This window comes from Ectorhizobium quercum (assembly GCF_026552795.1).
Taxonomy (GTDB): Bacteria; Pseudomonadota; Alphaproteobacteria; order Rhizobiales; family Rhizobiaceae; genus Ectorhizobium; species Ectorhizobium quercum.
In genome coordinates this window covers 677,310-691,953 of record NZ_JANFPI010000002.1, presented here as the reverse complement: position 1 = coordinate 691,953, position 14,644 = coordinate 677,310, and the positions used below count along the sequence as shown (strand labels likewise).

Below are 14,644 nucleotides of genomic sequence, written 5' to 3'. Positions count from 1 at the left end.
GCAGCTAACGTATGAAGAAGAGTGAAATCGCCGGCACATAGGCCACGATCAGGATGTTGACGACCAGAACGGCCAGGAACAGCAGCAGCGGCCGGATGATCTGGTCGAGCCTGATGCCCGCCACTTCGCATGCGATGAAGAGGTTGACGCCGACCGGCGGCGTGACCATGCCGACGGCCAGGTTCACGACCATCACCATGCCGAAATGGATCGGGTCTATGCCGTACTGGTAGGCGATCGGGCCGAGGATCGGCGCGAGGATGATGATGGCCGCAAGGGTCTCCATGAACATGCCCACCACGAAGAGCAGGATGTTGACGATCAGCAGGAAGACGATCGGCGAATCCGTCAATGCGCCGAGCCATGCGCCGATCTGCTGCGGAATCTGGCTGATCGTCAGGAAGAAGCCGAGGGCGGACGCGAAGGCGACGATCAGCAGGATGCCGGCCGAGATGAGCGCCGACCTGACGAAGACCTCGCCGAGATAGCGCCAGCGCAGCTCGCGATAGATCACGAGGCTGACCACGAGGCCGTAGGCCACGGCGACGACGGCCGCCTCCGTCGGCGTGAAGGCGCCCGAATAGATGCCGCCGAGAATGATGATGGGCATCAGCAGGGCAAGGATCGCATCCCAGGCCGCCTTCGCCACGCCCGAGGCCCATTCGTAAAGGCCCACGGAGGTGACGTCGTCGAAACCGCGAACATAGGCCGTGACGATCGACGTGAGGATCAGGGATATGCCGATCATGATGCCGGGGAGAATCCCCGCGATGAAAAGCGTGGCGATCGACTGGTTCATGACCAGCCCGTAGATGATGATCGGCAGCGACGGGGGAATGATCACCCCGAGTTCGCCGGAAGAGGCGACGAGCGCGGCGGCGTAGTTGCGCGGATACCCCTTCTTCACCATTGCGGGAATGGTGGTCGAGCCGACGGCGGCGGTCGTTGCCGAGGACGAGCCGGAAATGGTGGAGAACAGCATGCTTGTCAGCACGGCCGCGCCGCCGAGGCCGCCCCTGAGCCAGCCGATCAGCGCGTTGGCGAGGTTGACGAGCCGCTGGGAGATGCCGCCGGCCTGCATGATGCTGCCGGCCAGGATATAGAACGGCACCGCCATCAGGGAAAAGCTGTCAAGGCTCTCGAACACCGTCTGCGAGGCCGAGATCAGCGGCAGGCCGCGGGCCCACAGGCCGACGAAAGACAGGGTGCCGATAGCGACGCCGACCGGCACGGTGATCGCAAGGAGGACGAGGAGCCCGATGATGATTTGTGCGAGGAGCATGACTCAATCCAGTACTTCTTCGTTACCTTCGAGAAGATTCCTCTCTCCGGTAAGGGTTTCCGCGACGACCACGAGCAGGTTGAAAATGGCGATGAGCGCGCCGACCGGCATGGCGATGTAGACCCAGTTCATCGGCAGCCGCAGGACGGGGGAGAGTTCGATGGAACTCATTGTCGTCCACCGGAAGCCGATATTGACGATGACGGCGAAGAAGCCGATGCAGATCGCGACGGAAAGAAGCTTGAGCGCGATGCCGACGGGGCGGGGAACCAGCAGCGCCAGGATTTCCACCGCGATCATGCGGAAGTTCCGGCACAGCACGGCCACGCCGATGAAGACGACCCAGACCATCAGGTATCGGGAAATCTCCTCCGTCCACGGCGCCGCGATGATGACGTTGAAGAGCGGCAGGACGAACCGGATGACGATCTGGATGAAGACGGCGGCGCTGGACGCGGCCAGAAAGATGCCGACGACCCAGCCGAGAACGCGATTCAGGCCGTCGGTGAAACGGGTAATGGGTTGCACGAAATCCTCCCTTTCGAGCGATGAAACTGCTGTCACGCGCGCGCGGCGAGTGCGGCGCTGGCTGCCTCCACGACTGCGGTGACGTGTTCGCGCTCGACGCCCGAAAGCGGCAGGCGCGGCGCACGCGTCCATTCGGGCGCGCCGTATACGAGATGCTCGGCGAGCTTGATGTACTGGACGAGCTTTACATGCGTATCGAGATGGAATGCCGGTGTGAGAATGCGGTAAAGGTCGCGCGCCTGCGAAAAGCGCCCTTCGCTGCAAAGGTCGAACAGGGCCACGCATTCGCGCGGCCAGGCATTCGTCATGCCCGACACCCAGCCGGTGGCACCGAGCGCCACGCTCTCCAGTACCTGGTCGTCCACGCCGCAGAAGACCGCGAAGCGCTCGCCCAGTGCGTTGAAGATGTCGGTGACGCGGCGCACATCGCCGCTCTCCTCCTTGATGCAGACGATTTCCGGCACGTCGGCCAGTTGCTCGAGCACGTCCGGGGTCACGTCCACGCCGTAGGCGATCGGATTGTTGTAGATCATCAGCGGAAGATCGGTCGCGCCGGCGATGGCGCGATACCACGCGACCGTCTCGCGCGCATCCGTCTTGTAGCCAAGGCTCGGAAAGGCCATGAACCCTTCCGCGCCCCAGCTTTTCATGCTTCTGGCCAGGCTTTGCGCCTGCTCGGTGGTGATGGCCGCCAGACCCGACAGCATCGGCACGCGGCCGGCGATGGCCTCGGCCGCACCGCGCAGCACATGCTCGCGCTCGGTATCGTTCAGGGATGCGTTCTCGCCCAGCATGGGCAGCATCACGATGCCGTTCACGCCCGCATCGACGAGGCGCTCCACGCTTTTCCGGGTCGCTTCCATATCGACCCTGCCGTCAGGCGACATCTTCGTCGTAACGGCGGGGAAAACCCCGTTCCAGTTCGTCATCCGCCCCTCCCAAGGCTTCCTCCGCTTCAGATCGAAAGTCCGGCGCCACGATTGCGTTGCCTCCCGCAACGCATCGGGATCGGAGGCCGACTTCATGCCAGACAATCCTGAAAGCGCTTTCAGACTAAGAGAGCATTTCGCAGATGTCAAACGGCTTTTATGAATCCGCAAGTGGCACGTTCATGCCGCATGCCGTTCCATGATGTGCGAAACCGATGTTTGCACTCGTTTGGGTGCGCGGCTTGTGCTAATCAGTCGATGTGGAATTTTAAGAGCGTTTTCAGAGCAGGAGCCACAAGCGTGAACAAGAAGACCTCGCTTGCCGATGTTGCGGCCATCGCCGGCGTGTCGGTTGCAACCGTCTCTCGCGTTCTGAACAATCCCAAGATCGTCAAGGCGGATCTGCGCGAGCGTGTCCTCAAGGCCTCGCGTGACCTCGGCTATGTTCCGCATGGCGCGGCGCGGGCGCTCGCCTCGAACCGGACGCGCTCCATCGGCGTCGTCGTGCCGACCCTCGGCATCTCCGTCTTCGCCCGGGGCGTGGAGGCGCTTCAGGACCGTCTCGGCGAGGACGGATACCGCCTTCTGGTCGCGAACTCGCAATATGATCTGGCCAAGGAATTCCAGGAAACGCAGTCGCTGCTGGCGCATGGCGTCGACGGGCTGATCCTGGTCGGTAACGAACGCCTGCCCGAAACCCGCAAGCTGCTTCGGAAATACGCCTGCCCGGTGGTGGTCACGTTCGTCCACGAGGCTGCCGAGGACTATCCGGCGGTTGGCTTCAACAATTTCTCTTCCTCCTACGACATGACGAGCTATTTGATCGGCCTCGGCCACCGGCACTTTTCCGTGCTGACCAGCCCAGCCGGCAACAACGACCGCATTCGTGGCCGCTGCGACGGCGTTTTGCGCTGCCTTGAGGATTCGGGGCCGGAAACCACGCTCGAACACCTGCTCGAAGTGCCGTACATGATGGAGGCGGGCCGCGAGGGGCTGCGTGAAATCGTCGAGCGCGCGCCGCGCACGACCTGCCTCATCTGCACGACGGACGTCATCGCGGTCGGCGCGATGGCGGAGGCGCGGCAGCTCGGGATTGCCGTGCCGGACGACCTCTCGATCGCCGGATATGACGGCCTCGACTTCGCCAGCTACCTGACGCCGGCCCTGACGACCGTCACCGTTCCCGCGCCGGAAATCGGCGCCCGTGCCGCCGAGCGGATGCTGGACATTCTCGCCGGCCGCCCGTCGCAGCCGACGACCGTGATCGATGCGGCGCTGACCGTTCGCGGCTCGACCGCCGCTCCCCGGCCGGCGGAGCGGCCGCTGTTGAAGCGGGCCGCCCACGATGCTGCGGTCACGCCGGACGATTGAACGAGGGTGGCCGCTTGGCCAGAAAGGCCGAAAGCCCTTCGGCGAGATCGGTGCCCCGGAACAGCGCGCCGAAGGCTTCCGCTTCGACGGTGTCGATCCCGCCGGCCGGGTCGGCGGCGGCGATGGTGCGTTTGGCGAGAACGAGCGCCTGTCCGGGCAGGGCGGCAAGATCGTTGGCGAGTTGCAGAACCGAGCCATCGAGCTCGGCCGGTGGAACCACCCTGTTCACGAGGCCCAGTTCTGCGGCGCGCGCCGCCTCGATCGGCTGGCCGAGCATCACCAGTTCGCGGGCACGTAGAGGCCCGATCTCGTGGACGAGCCGCTTCATGCCGCCGGCGGCGGGCAACGCCCCCAGCCTGATTTCCGGAAAGCCGATCTTCGCGTCGCTTGCCGCGATGCGGAAGTCGCAGGCCAGCATCAGTTCGGCCCCGCCGCCCAGCGCCAGACCGGCGACCTTGGCGATGGTGACGGCCGGCAGGGCTGCCAGCCTGTCGAGAAGATATTGCTCGAAGCGAATCTTGGCGACGCCGCCAAGCTCGTCCGCCGGGAACTCACCGATATCCGAGCCCACCGAGAAGGCCCGGTCGCCGGCAGCCTCCAGCACCACGACGCGAATCTCCGGCCGGCCTTCGATCTTCGCGAGGCGCGCGAACAATGTTTCGCGCAGCGCGACGGTCAGGATGTTCAGCGGCGGGTTTTCGATCCGCAGCGTCGCAATCGGCCCGTCGACATGCAGTCCGATGCCGGTTCCCGTCATGGCGTGGCGCTTCCGGCCGGGTCGAGCCGTGCGGGCGTGGCGCGCAGTGCGCCGGGCTTGAGAACCATCAGCAGCGCCTCGGCGAAATAATATTCGCCGAACAGCACCGCCGCGTCCGGACCGATGTTGTGCGGCCTGGAGTAACAGCCGTGGCGGAGAAGGCCGCGCTCGGCATCGTCACGCGAAAGATGCTCGCGGCACAGGTCGCGGAGGATCCCGATCGCCTGCGAACGCCGCTCTTCGGCAAGCTCGGCGTCGGGCTCGAGATCCGCCACCTGAAGAAGCGCGTTTGCCATGATCGCGGAGGCCGCCGTGTCGAGCGTTGCGTCCGGTCCCGCCGGATCGTCGAAGTCCCACGGCGCCGCGGTGGCGTCGCCCAGCGCCTCGAGGAACCTGTCGGCAAGCCGGTGGGCGAGCGCCAGATAGGCGAGCGAACCGGTGGCACGCGCGGTTTCGGCAAAGCCGAGAACGGCCCAGCCTTGTCCGCGCGACCAGAAGGACTCGTCGCCATAGCCCTGGAACGTATAGCCCCGGCGCCTCTCGCCGGAGGGCAGGTCGTACTCGACCGCATGGTAGGTGGACAGATCGGGGCGGATGAAGGCGCGCTCGGTCGCCTGCGCATGCAACTCGCCGGCCACGAGGAAACTGTCGTCGCGTGCCTGTCCGGCGGCCCAGTAGAGGAGCGGCAGGTTCGCCATCGTGTCGATCGCCGAACTGCGCCGGCCGCGAATATCGTCGTGCGGCCCCCAGGAGGAAACGTAGGCTCCCCTGTCGGTGCGCACGAGCCGGGCGCGAAGCTGGCGTGCAGCGTTCAGGCCAATCTCGGCATAGGTCTCGTCGCCGGTGATATGAAAGGCGGGCAGGGCGCTGGACAGGAAGATGAAGCCGATATCGTGGGTGTTGGGGTCGCCGGAGCGGTCGGCGACCATGCGCATGCGTTCGCGCGCCAGTTCCAAGGCTTCGGCCTTGCCGGTGTGGAGGTGCGATATGAGGAGCAGGCCGACCCAGAAGCCGCAGAACCAGTTGCCGTGGCTCCAGGCCTCGCCGTCATATCCTGCCGAGCGCGACGCATACATCGTGTCCCAGCTGCCGTCGGGACGGGTGACATAGGGAAAGCCCACCCCCAGCGTCTTCTCGTCCTCCAGCGTCTTGCGGGCAAGCAGATCCAGCGCTTCGGTGAAGGCCGCGCGCGTTTCCCTGTCGACAATCATGATTTCTCCTCCCTCATGATTTCCTGACGATCGTTCAGCGATCAGGTCATGGAATATTATGAAAGCGCTTTCAGATCAATGGTCATCTTGATCACCCCGTGCGAGGGGTTGGCGGAACGCCCTGTCGCAGGGCGTCCGGCGTGCCGGTTTCGGGAGAAAACGAGGTTGTCTGCGGCGGGAGCCGGCGATCACTTCGTCTCGGGAGGCGCGGTGTCGTGTCCGTTGGTGGAATCGAGGATATCCGCGAACTGGAGCAATCCATCGATCAACCGGTGCTGCGCATCCTTGTCGAGTTTGTTCAGGCGGGCCCATTGGGCGTTGAAGACGTCGGGAATGGCCCTGTCGATGACCGCCTCGCCGGAGGCGGTGAGCTGGATGCGGATGGTGCGCCTGTCGGTCGGCTGGGGCAGGCGGGCGATGTAGTGCTGTGCCTCCAGCTTGTTGAGGCGGCTGTTGAGGCCGGCGCCGCTCAGGAGAAGCGATTGCGTCAGTTCCTTGGGCGTCAGGTTGTAGGGCGCGCCGGCACGCCGGAGCGCTGTGAGAACGTCGAATGTGCCGCGCACCAGCCCGTAGGGTTCGAGCACATCATCGATAAACGCGGTGGACTGGATATGAAGGCGGCCGATCAGGCCGTAGATCTGCACGGGAACCGGGTCGATATCCGGCCGCTCGGTCTGCCATTGGCGAAAGATCTCGTCGACGCGCTGGCGCGCGGCATTGTCGGCGGAAATCCGGCGCTTCTTTTTCTTCGGGCCGTCCTGATCCATTCCATCCATTCCGTTGCTGTGGGCATGACGTTTGCGCCTGCCGCCTCATGCCGTCCAGGTGATCACACGCTTTTCGAGATAGTCCAAGATATAGAAAAGCGCCACGCTTAACACGGTCAGCAGCAGGATGGCGGCAAAGGCGACCGCGGTCTGCGACTGGGATGTGGATATCACGATCAGGTAGCCGAGCCCGCTCTGGGCGGAAACGAATTCGGCGATGACCGCGCCGATGACGGCGAAGGTGATGGCCACCTTGCAGCCGGTGAACAGCGAGGGCAGGGCGGAGGGAAGCCGCAGCCGGCGCAGGATCGTGTGCTGCGAGGCCCCCAGCGAGCGCATCAGGTCGAGCATGGATTTCGGCACGTTTTCGAGGCCGGCCACGACATTGACGAGGATCGGGAAGAAGCAGACCAGAACGACGATGACGATCTTGGGCCATTCGGAAAAGCCGAACCACAGCGTGACGAGCGGCGCGAGCGCGACTTTCGGTATGGACTGGAGGCCGAGCAGGATCGGATAGACGATCCGCCGGGCGATCGGGTTGAACGCGATGAGTGCTGCCAGCGGCAGCGAAAGGGCAAGTGCCAGCAGAAAGCCGAACACGGTTTCGCGCAGCGTCACCAGCGCGTTGGCCATGAGTTCAGGGCCCCACTCCACGAAGGCGCGGGCGATGTCGGTCGGCGGCGGCAGGATCCAGCCCGGCACCTCGAAACTCTTCACCAGAACCTCCCACAGGACGAGGCAGGCGGCATAGACGGCGGGCGTCAGCAGACGGCTGGCGATGGAGGAAATATTCATGCGTCAGACTTTCTTGCGGGCGAAGATGAGCTCCCGGATCTCCTGCTTGATCTCCTGAAAGCGCGGGTGCGCCGCCGTTTCGACGGAACGGGGGCGGGGCAGGTCGACCGCGATATCGGCCTCGATCCGTCCCGGGCGCGGCGACATGACGAGAACGCGGTCGCCGAGCAGGATCGCTTCGTCGATGTCGTGGGTGATCATGAAGGCCGTGCGGCCCAGTTCTCCCCACAGGCGGGAAAGCTCCAGCGAAAGCTCCTCGCGGGTCAGCGCATCGAGCGCGCCGAAGGGCTCGTCGAGCAGCAGGAAGCGCGGATCGGCCAGCATGGCGCGGCAGAACGCGGCGCGCTGCTTCATGCCGCCGGACAGCATTTGCGGACGCAGATGGGCGAAATCCTTGAGGCCGGTCATCTCCAGCAGCCGCCAGGCGCGCTTTTCGGCGGCCCCGCGCGGCAGGTTGAGAATGTCGGCGGGCAGCATCACGTTTTGCAGGATGGTCGCCCAGGGGAAGAGCACATGTTCCTGAAAGATGATGCCGACTTCGTAGGAAGGGCTGTCGAGCGGCGTTCCGTAGCGCAGAAGCGTGCCTTCGCTTGCCTCGTCCAGCCCGGCGATCAGCCGCAGAAGGGTGGATTTGCCGCAGCCGGAAGGGCCGACCACGGAAACGAACTCGCCGGAGCGGATCCTGAGGTCGACGGGACCGAGCGCATGGACCTCGCGCCCGCCCTTGTCGCGGAAGCGCTTGGTGACACCGGTAATCTCGATGACAGGGACGGCCGCCGCCCCTGTCACCGTGTCCTTTGCGGCTTCGGGTGAAGCCGCGACGGGAGCATGCGTCATTCCACAAATCCTTCCACCGCAACGTCGGCCGGGTCGACCGGGGTGTTGAGCGTGAAATATTTGCTGACGACGTCAACCGTTTCCTTCACGCGGGCCGGGTCGATCTTGCCCAGCGGCTGGCCTTCGACGGTGGCCAGTTCTCCCACCAGCCGGGTTTCGCCCTCGATGACCGCCGGTTCGATCTGCTTCTGGTACTTGTGCATGATTTCGGCGGCTTCGGCCGGATCGGCGAAGGCGTCTGTCATACCCTTGATCGTGGCGCGAACGAAGGCGCGCAGCATGTCGGGGTTCTTGGTGATCATATCCTCGCTGGCGATGATGCCGTTGGAATAGTAGCTCAGCCCGACGTCCTTGTAGACGAAGGCCTTGACGGCCGCCGGTGCGGTGGCCTTGGCCACGAGCGGCTCGCCGACGCTGAACTGGCCGATGCCGTCGGCGCGCCTGGTCGCCAGAACGGAGGAGAGGGCGGAGGAATCGGCCGTCACCCAGTTCACCTTATCTGCATCGATGCCGGCGGCCTCGGCAAAGGCGGGGAAGAGCAGGCGCACCGAGCTGGACGCCGTATCCGCCAGCGTCTTGCCTTCCAGGTCCCTGGGCGTCTCGATGCCGCTGTCGGCCAGCGTGAAGATCGCCTGCGGCGGCGTCGCATAGACGATGGAGATCATCTTCACCGGCACCTTGTCGTTGCCGCGGGCGAGAACGAGCGACCCGGCATCGGCAAAGCCGATATCCGCCGCGCCCGAGGCGACCTTCTTCACCGCGTCGGCGGAACCCTGGCCGCGCAGGATGTTCACGTCCAGACCTTCCTGCTTGTAGTACCCTTTGTCGAGGGCGACATAGTAATAGGCGTGACGGCCGTTGAAGCCGAAATCGGTGATGAAATTCACCTCCGCCGCCTGCGCGGCCGAGGCAAGCGGCGAAATCAGGGCGGCCAGGGCGAGAAGGGCGACCAGACGTTTTTTCATTGGGATCGTCTCCATGAAGCTGACGGAATTTTCAGAGCGGTGAGGCATGGCGTCAACGGGAACGGGGCTTCGGTTAAAATCGTTCCATATCGAATGAAAATACCTTAATTGGCGACTTGATTGCCGTCAATTCCCTGCTGTGATCAAAATTTAATCATTGCCTTGAAAGTAGCGCTCAATGGAGAGGCAGGCCGCCGATAATCTGTCCAAATGTCGAAAATAGGTGAATTTCGAGGTCGGTGAGAGCCGGGTGAATTCGGTCTCGGCTCGCGATGGAAGGAGATGCGATGCTGATGTGGCTGGCTTGACAGCGTTCCAAACTTGACCTTAAACAAGATTATCATTCGATAGCGAATTAAATATTCTTGAGGTCATGTCATGGATAAGTCGGCCAGAATTGCCGTCATCGGTGCGGGAATTGCCGGTCTCACCGTCGCGGGTCTCTTGCAGAAGCAGGGATACCGGGTCGCCGTCTACGAGCAGGCGGAAAGCTTCTGGCGCATCGGTGCGGGCATCATTCTCGGCGCCAGCACCGCCAAGGTCATGCGCCGGCTCGGCCTGGAGGAGGGCATGGTCAGGACGGGGATCTGCCCGGATGCCTTCGTCAGCCGCGACGTCGAGACCGGTGCGGTGCTCAACGAACTCGTCTTCGACGAAGCGGCTGAGGCGCGCTTCGGCGGTCCCTTCGTCAATATCCATCGTGCGGATCTGCACACGCTTCTGGTTTCGGCGCTGGCGCCCGGGACGATCCGCTTCTCGCATCATCTGGCCGATATCCGCCCTGCTAGCGACCATGTCGCCCTGCGCTTCCATAACGGCCATGCGGCGGACGCCGATATCGTCATCGGCGCGGACGGCATCCGTTCGGTGGTGCGCGAGGCGATCCAGGGGCCTGCCACGCCGCGCTACATCGGCAAGATCGCCCTGCGTGCGGTTTTCCCGCGGGCGCGCGCCGCCGGCGTTCCCATGCGCGACTGCACGAAATGGTGGGGAGACGACCGCCACCTGCTTTCCTATTTCATGACGGACCGCCGCGACGAATGCTATGTCATGGCCGCCGTGCCGAGCGATGACTGGAACGCAGAAAGCGTCCCGGCCGAAGGCAGCAGCGACGATTTTCTGGCCGCCTTCCCGAATGCGCATCCCGATCTCAAGGGGCTTCTGGAGGCGACCGACAATGTTTCGATCCTGCCGATCTGCGACCGGGTGCGCAACGACGCGTGGAGCGAAGGGCGCATCGTCCTGATGGGCGACGCCTGCCATGCGGTGCGCCCGTTCATGGCCGCCGGCGGCTCGATGGCCATCGAGGACGCCGCCCTTCTTTCCCGGGCGATCGAGCTTTGCGATACGCCGGAAGCGGCCTTCGCGCTCTACGAGGCCAAGCGCATTCCGCGCGTCGGCGACGTGCAGCGCATTTCCGTCGAGAATTCCTGGCTGAAGCTGCCGGGCGATACGGCCTGGTTCTTCGGCTACGATCCGTTTGCCGACAGTCTCGATCTGGCCGCCTGATACCGCTGTCGAAGGAGCGTTCCATGTCCGCATATGAACCCGATCCCATGATCAAGCGCGACCTCGTCGGCTACGGCGAGACGATGCCGGATCCGAAATGGCCCGGCGGCGCCGTCATCGCGGTGAATTTCAACCTCAATGTCGAAGGCGGCGGTGAAGCGACGCTTGCCAACGGCGACGCGGTTTCCGAGGGCATGCTCAACGATATCGGCGTCGGGACGAAGATCGGCAAACGGGTGCCGCTGGTCGAATCCGTCTTCGAGTTCGGCAGCCGCCGCGGTTCCTGGCGTGTTCTCGAAGCGTTCGACCGGCATGGCATCAAGGCCAGCATCCTGGGCGTGGCGCGCAGCCTCGAACAGAACCCGGATCTTGCCCGCGCCTTCTTGGCGCGGGGCCATGAACTGGTCAGCCACGGCTATCGCTGGATCGACTACGTCGAGGTGGACGCGGAGACCGAGCGCGAGCACATGCGCAAGGCGATCGATATCCTGACCGGTCTTGCCGGCGAGCGTCCGCTCGGCTGGATGACCGGGCGGCCCAGTCCGAACACGCGCACGCTGATCATGGAGGAGGGCGGTTTTCTCTACGACCGGGATTCGCTGGCCGACGAGCTGCCCTACTGGATCGAGGGGCCGAACGGCCCGCATCTGGTCATTCCCTATTCCTATGAATCGAACGACAACCGCTTCAACGAGAATTCCGGGTTTTCGACCGCCGATCATTTCTTCCAGTATATGCGGGATGCCTTCGACACGCTCTATCGCGAAGGGCAGGCCGGCGCGCCGAAACTGCTTTCCATCGGCCTTCACGACCGGCTGATCGGCCGTCCGGGCCGCATTGCCGGCCTCCATCGCCTGCTGGATTACATGTGCGCCCATGAAGGCGTCTGGTTTTGCCGCGGCATCGATGTCGCGCGCCACTGGCACGCGCATTTCAGGCCGGAATAGAGGGACGAGGCGAATGTCCGAAGAGCTGTCGAAAAGCGATCTGGATGCTCTGGTGGCGCTTCGGCGCGATCTGCACGCCCATCCGGAAACCGGCTTTCAGGAAAAGCGGACGGCGGCGGTGCTTGCAGGCCTGCTGCGCGGGCGCGGCATCGAGGTTCATGCCGGGATCGGCGGCACGGGCCTCGTCGGCATCATCGAGGGTGAAAAAGGGCCGGGGCCCTCCATCGGGCTGAGGGCCGACATGGACGCCCTTCCCATCGAGGAGGCCAGCGATTTCCCGTGGCGCTCGACTGTTCCGGGGTGTTTTCACGGATGCGGGCATGATGGGCACATGGCCATGCTGATGGCGGCTGCCTGGCTCTTGCGGCAGAAACCGGATTTCGCCGGCCGTGTCGTCCTCATCTTCCAGCCGGCGGAGGAGGGGCTCGGCGGTGCGCGCGCCATGCTCGCCGATGGTCTTTTCGAGAGATTTCCCTGCGACGAGGTCTATGCGCTGCACAATGCGCCGGATCGGCCTTTCGGCACGGTTGCGTTGCGTTCCGGCCCGGTCAGCGCCAGCGCGGATTTCTTCGACATTGCCATCCGCGGCAAGGGCGGCCATGCGGCCTTTCCCTATCGCGCCGTCGATTCGGGGTTGGTGGCCGTGACGCTGGCGCAGGCGCTGCACACGATCGTCGGGCAGAATGTCGATCCGAACGAGGCCGCCGTGGTCGCCGTGACGGCCGTCAATGCCGGCTCGACCTATAACGTCATCCCCGACACGGCCACCGTGTCCGGCACGATCCGGACCTTTTCGCCCGTGGTGCGGCGCGAGATTGCCGCGCATGTCGAAACGCTGGCGAAGGGCATGGCGGCCGCCTACGGCGCCGAGGCGGACGTGGCGATCCGCGATGTCTTCAGCACGCTCGTGAACCGGCCCGTGCAGGCGGCGGCTTTGGCCGATGCCGCCCGTGCCGTTGTCGGCGACGCGAATGTCGATACCGATGCCGCGCCGGTGACGACCAGCGAAGATTTCGCCGACATGCTGATGGCCGTTCCGGGAGCCTATTGCTTTCTGGGGCAGGGCACCGGCGCGGCGCTCCACAATCCGCACTATGCCTTCAACGATGACATCCTCCCGACAGGGGCCGCACTTCTCGCCCGGATCGCCCGGGATCGTCTGAGAACCCAAGGTTCCGGCCGGACGTGACGCAGGGGCGGGCGGGAGGATGCCGGCCGCCTTCAACAGACGAATTTTTGCCGCCGCGCTCCGGTCGGCAATGAAAACATCATATTTTCCAAAACGGCAAAATATATTGCAAATCCTCCGTGGATCGTTTTTCATGCGCCCCTGACGACCCGATTGTGGCCGAGGGAGGAATTTCATGCAGGACAAGAACGAAACGGCGGGAGAATTTCCCCGCCCGGGAAGGAAGCTGCGCCTTGGCGTGGTCGGCGGCGGCGCAGGTGCGTTCATCGGCCAGGTGCATGCCCGCGGCGCGCGGTTGTCGGATCGCTGGGAGATCGTGGCCGGCGCGCTTTCGTCGCGTCCGGATGTGGCGCGTGCTTCGGGGCGGGACTGGGGGCTTGCTCCCGACCGCACCTATATCGACTGGCGGGAAATGGCGCGGGTCGAAGCGGAGCGTGCCGACGGTATCGACGCGGTAGCGATCACCGTGCCGAACCACCTGCATTTCCCGGTGGCGGCCGCCTTCATGGAAGCGGGCATCGACATCGTGTGTGACAAGCCGCTGGTAAATACGCTGGAGGAGGTTTCGAGCCTGATCGAAACGCAGCGCCGGACGGGGGTGGTTTTCGCCGTCACCTATTCCTTCGCCTCGCATGCGATGGTGCGGCAGGCCCGCCAGATGGTGCGCGAGGGCGCCATCGGCAAGGTCACGCAGATCCATGTCGAGTATTTTCAGGAAATGGCGCTTCTGCCCGCCGATCAGGCCTGGTCGGGCACGCCCTGGCGGCAGGACCCCGCCAAGGTGGGCGGTGCCGCGACCACCGCCGACATCGGCACCCATGCCCATCATCTGGCCGAATTCGTTTCCGGCCTGCGGATGACGGAACTGCGCGCGGATTTCCATCGCCTGGGGGCGGAGCAGCCGCTGGAGGACTCCGCTTTCATGACCTGCCGGTTCGACGGCGGCGTGCCGGGAACGCTGCTCGTCTCGCAGGCGGTGGCGGGTGCGCAATGCGGCCTGCGGATCCGCATCTCGGGTACGGACGGTACGCTCGAATGGGATCAGGAAAACCCGGAATATCTCCATCACCGGCCGTTCAACGCCCCGCATATCCGCCTGTCGCGGGGACACGGTGCGGGCATCCTCGGCGATGCGGCCCGTTTCGTCCACTTGCCCCGCGGCCATCCGGAAGCGCTTTCCGATGCATGGGGCAATCTCTACGAGGAGATCGCCGTTGCCATCGAGGCGCGCCGCGACGGACGCGTTCTGCCGGACGGGCTTCTCGCCTATCCCGGTCTTGAGGAGGGGGCGGCCGGCGTTGCCTTCATTCAGGCGGCGGTCCGCTCGAACGCGGCCGGCGGCGCGTGGGTGGCCTGCACCTATGGAGGCTGAACCGCCTCGGCCTTGCCGGACATCGAAAGGGCAGCCCTCATGCGGGCCGCATGACGAGCCGAGATGAAGGAATTTTTGTTGCCATATTCCTTTGCTGCAATTTTTATTGCAAATGCCGATATGGCCGGTTATGGTGACTTTGGGAACGGCGGGTGTGCCTGCCGTTGAAAAGGAGTGCGGCC

14 protein-coding genes are annotated in these 14,644 nt (G+C 64.4%); 5 read left to right on the top strand and 9 right to left on the bottom strand.

All coding sequences use genetic code 11. The features are described 5' to 3' along the window. Positions 1-4: 4 nt before the first annotated feature. Genes NOF55_RS07885 through NOF55_RS07875 form a run of 3 tightly spaced genes read right to left on the bottom strand, consistent with a single transcriptional unit; the run spans position 5 to position 2,739 of the window. On the bottom strand, positions 5-1,282 hold the full coding sequence (locus NOF55_RS07885; RefSeq protein ID WP_306410794.1) for a TRAP transporter large permease: 1,278 nt from the start codon (positions 1,280-1,282) through the stop codon (positions 5-7). A gap of 3 nt (positions 1,283-1,285) precedes the next feature. Then, positions 1,286-1,810, bottom strand: a complete 525-nt coding sequence (locus NOF55_RS07880; RefSeq protein ID WP_306410793.1) for a TRAP transporter small permease — start codon at positions 1,808-1,810, stop codon at positions 1,286-1,288. A gap of 32 nt (positions 1,811-1,842) precedes the next feature. Next, positions 1,843-2,739 (bottom strand): dihydrodipicolinate synthase family protein, encoded by an 897-nt coding sequence (locus NOF55_RS07875; protein ID WP_306410792.1) that lies wholly within the window; start codon positions 2,737-2,739, stop codon positions 1,843-1,845. 300 nt (positions 2,740-3,039) lie between these two features. Between NOF55_RS07875 and NOF55_RS07870 the strand changes: the two genes are divergently transcribed. After that, positions 3,040-4,110, top strand: a complete 1,071-nt coding sequence (locus tag NOF55_RS07870; protein WP_306410791.1) for a LacI family DNA-binding transcriptional regulator — start codon at positions 3,040-3,042, stop codon at positions 4,108-4,110. Here NOF55_RS07870 and NOF55_RS07865 read toward each other — a convergent pair. From NOF55_RS07865 to NOF55_RS07840, 6 genes are all read right to left on the bottom strand, one after another. Further along, the gene (locus tag NOF55_RS07865; RefSeq protein WP_306410790.1) at positions 4,094-4,867 is read right to left on the bottom strand and encodes an enoyl-CoA hydratase/isomerase family protein; all 774 of its coding nucleotides are present in this window, start codon (positions 4,865-4,867) and stop codon (positions 4,094-4,096) included. The genes NOF55_RS07870 and NOF55_RS07865 overlap by 17 nt on opposite strands. Beyond that, positions 4,864-6,078 (bottom strand): glycoside hydrolase family protein, encoded by a 1,215-nt coding sequence (locus tag NOF55_RS07860; protein ID WP_306410789.1) that lies wholly within the window; start codon positions 6,076-6,078, stop codon positions 4,864-4,866. Before NOF55_RS07860 ends, NOF55_RS07865 begins: the two co-directional genes overlap by 4 nt. A gap of 188 nt (positions 6,079-6,266) precedes the next feature. Beyond that, entirely contained in the window at positions 6,267-6,845 is a 579-nt protein-coding gene (locus tag NOF55_RS07855) for a MarR family winged helix-turn-helix transcriptional regulator (RefSeq protein ID WP_306410788.1), read from the bottom strand. 45 nt (positions 6,846-6,890) lie between these two features. Further along, a complete protein-coding gene (locus NOF55_RS07850) occupies positions 6,891-7,643 on the bottom strand; it encodes an ABC transporter permease (RefSeq protein WP_306410787.1) in 753 nt (250 codons plus the stop codon). A 3-nt stretch (positions 7,644-7,646) separates the two neighbouring features. Then, a complete protein-coding gene (locus NOF55_RS07845) occupies positions 7,647-8,480 on the bottom strand; it encodes an ABC transporter ATP-binding protein (RefSeq protein WP_306410786.1) in 834 nt (277 codons plus the stop codon). Then, positions 8,477-9,445: an ABC transporter substrate-binding protein gene (locus NOF55_RS07840; RefSeq protein WP_306410785.1), complete on the bottom strand. Its 969-nt coding sequence runs from the start codon at positions 9,443-9,445 to the stop codon at positions 8,477-8,479. Before NOF55_RS07840 ends, NOF55_RS07845 begins: the two co-directional genes overlap by 4 nt. Before the next feature lie 378 nt (positions 9,446-9,823). Between NOF55_RS07840 and NOF55_RS07835 the strand changes: the two genes are divergently transcribed. The 4 genes from NOF55_RS07835 (at position 9,824) to NOF55_RS07820 (ending at position 14,462) form a co-directional block, all read left to right on the top strand. Beyond that, complete coding sequence (locus NOF55_RS07835; RefSeq protein ID WP_306410784.1) at positions 9,824-10,954, top strand: FAD-dependent monooxygenase; 1,131 nt, start codon at positions 9,824-9,826, stop codon at positions 10,952-10,954. A 23-nt stretch (positions 10,955-10,977) separates the two neighbouring features. Further along, entirely contained in the window at positions 10,978-11,901 is a 924-nt protein-coding gene (locus NOF55_RS07830; RefSeq protein ID WP_306410783.1) for a polysaccharide deacetylase family protein, read from the top strand. Positions 11,902-11,914: 13 nt separating this feature from the next. After that, positions 11,915-13,090, top strand: coding sequence for an amidohydrolase (locus tag NOF55_RS07825; RefSeq protein ID WP_306410782.1), 1,176 nt, complete (start codon positions 11,915-11,917; stop codon positions 13,088-13,090). A 175-nt stretch (positions 13,091-13,265) separates the two neighbouring features. After that, positions 13,266-14,462, top strand: coding sequence for a Gfo/Idh/MocA family protein (locus NOF55_RS07820; RefSeq protein ID WP_306410781.1), 1,197 nt, complete (start codon positions 13,266-13,268; stop codon positions 14,460-14,462). The last annotated feature ends 182 nt before the right edge of the window (positions 14,463-14,644 follow it).

What these genes read in the sequence shown, in the direction of transcription:
- NOF55_RS07825 (WP_306410782.1), top strand. Translation starts at nt 11,915, where the DNA reads ATGTCCGAAGAGCTGTCGAAAAGCGATCTGGATGCTCTGGTGGCGCTT.
- NOF55_RS07830 (WP_306410783.1), top strand. Translation starts at nt 10,978, where the DNA reads ATGTCCGCATATGAACCCGATCCCATGATCAAGCGCGACCTCGTCGGC.
- NOF55_RS07850 (WP_306410787.1), bottom strand. Translation starts at nt 7,643, where the DNA reads ATGAATATTTCCTCCATCGCCAGCCGTCTGCTGACGCCCGCCGTCTAT.
- NOF55_RS07835 (WP_306410784.1), top strand. Translation starts at nt 9,824, where the DNA reads ATGGATAAGTCGGCCAGAATTGCCGTCATCGGTGCGGGAATTGCCGGT.
- NOF55_RS07845 (WP_306410786.1), bottom strand. Translation starts at nt 8,480, where the DNA reads ATGACGCATGCTCCCGTCGCGGCTTCACCCGAAGCCGCAAAGGACACG.
- NOF55_RS07840 (WP_306410785.1), bottom strand. Translation starts at nt 9,445, where the DNA reads ATGAAAAAACGTCTGGTCGCCCTTCTCGCCCTGGCCGCCCTGATTTCG.
- NOF55_RS07860 (WP_306410789.1), bottom strand. Translation starts at nt 6,078, where the DNA reads ATGATTGTCGACAGGGAAACGCGCGCGGCCTTCACCGAAGCGCTGGAT.
- NOF55_RS07885 (WP_306410794.1), bottom strand. Translation starts at nt 1,282, where the DNA reads ATGCTCCTCGCACAAATCATCATCGGGCTCCTCGTCCTCCTTGCGATC.
- NOF55_RS07875 (WP_306410792.1), bottom strand. Translation starts at nt 2,739, where the DNA reads ATGACGAACTGGAACGGGGTTTTCCCCGCCGTTACGACGAAGATGTCG.
- NOF55_RS07820 (WP_306410781.1), top strand. Translation starts at nt 13,266, where the DNA reads ATGCAGGACAAGAACGAAACGGCGGGAGAATTTCCCCGCCCGGGAAGG.
- NOF55_RS07855 (WP_306410788.1), bottom strand. Translation starts at nt 6,845, where the DNA reads ATGGATCAGGACGGCCCGAAGAAAAAGAAGCGCCGGATTTCCGCCGAC.
- NOF55_RS07865 (WP_306410790.1), bottom strand. Translation starts at nt 4,867, where the DNA reads ATGACGGGAACCGGCATCGGACTGCATGTCGACGGGCCGATTGCGACG.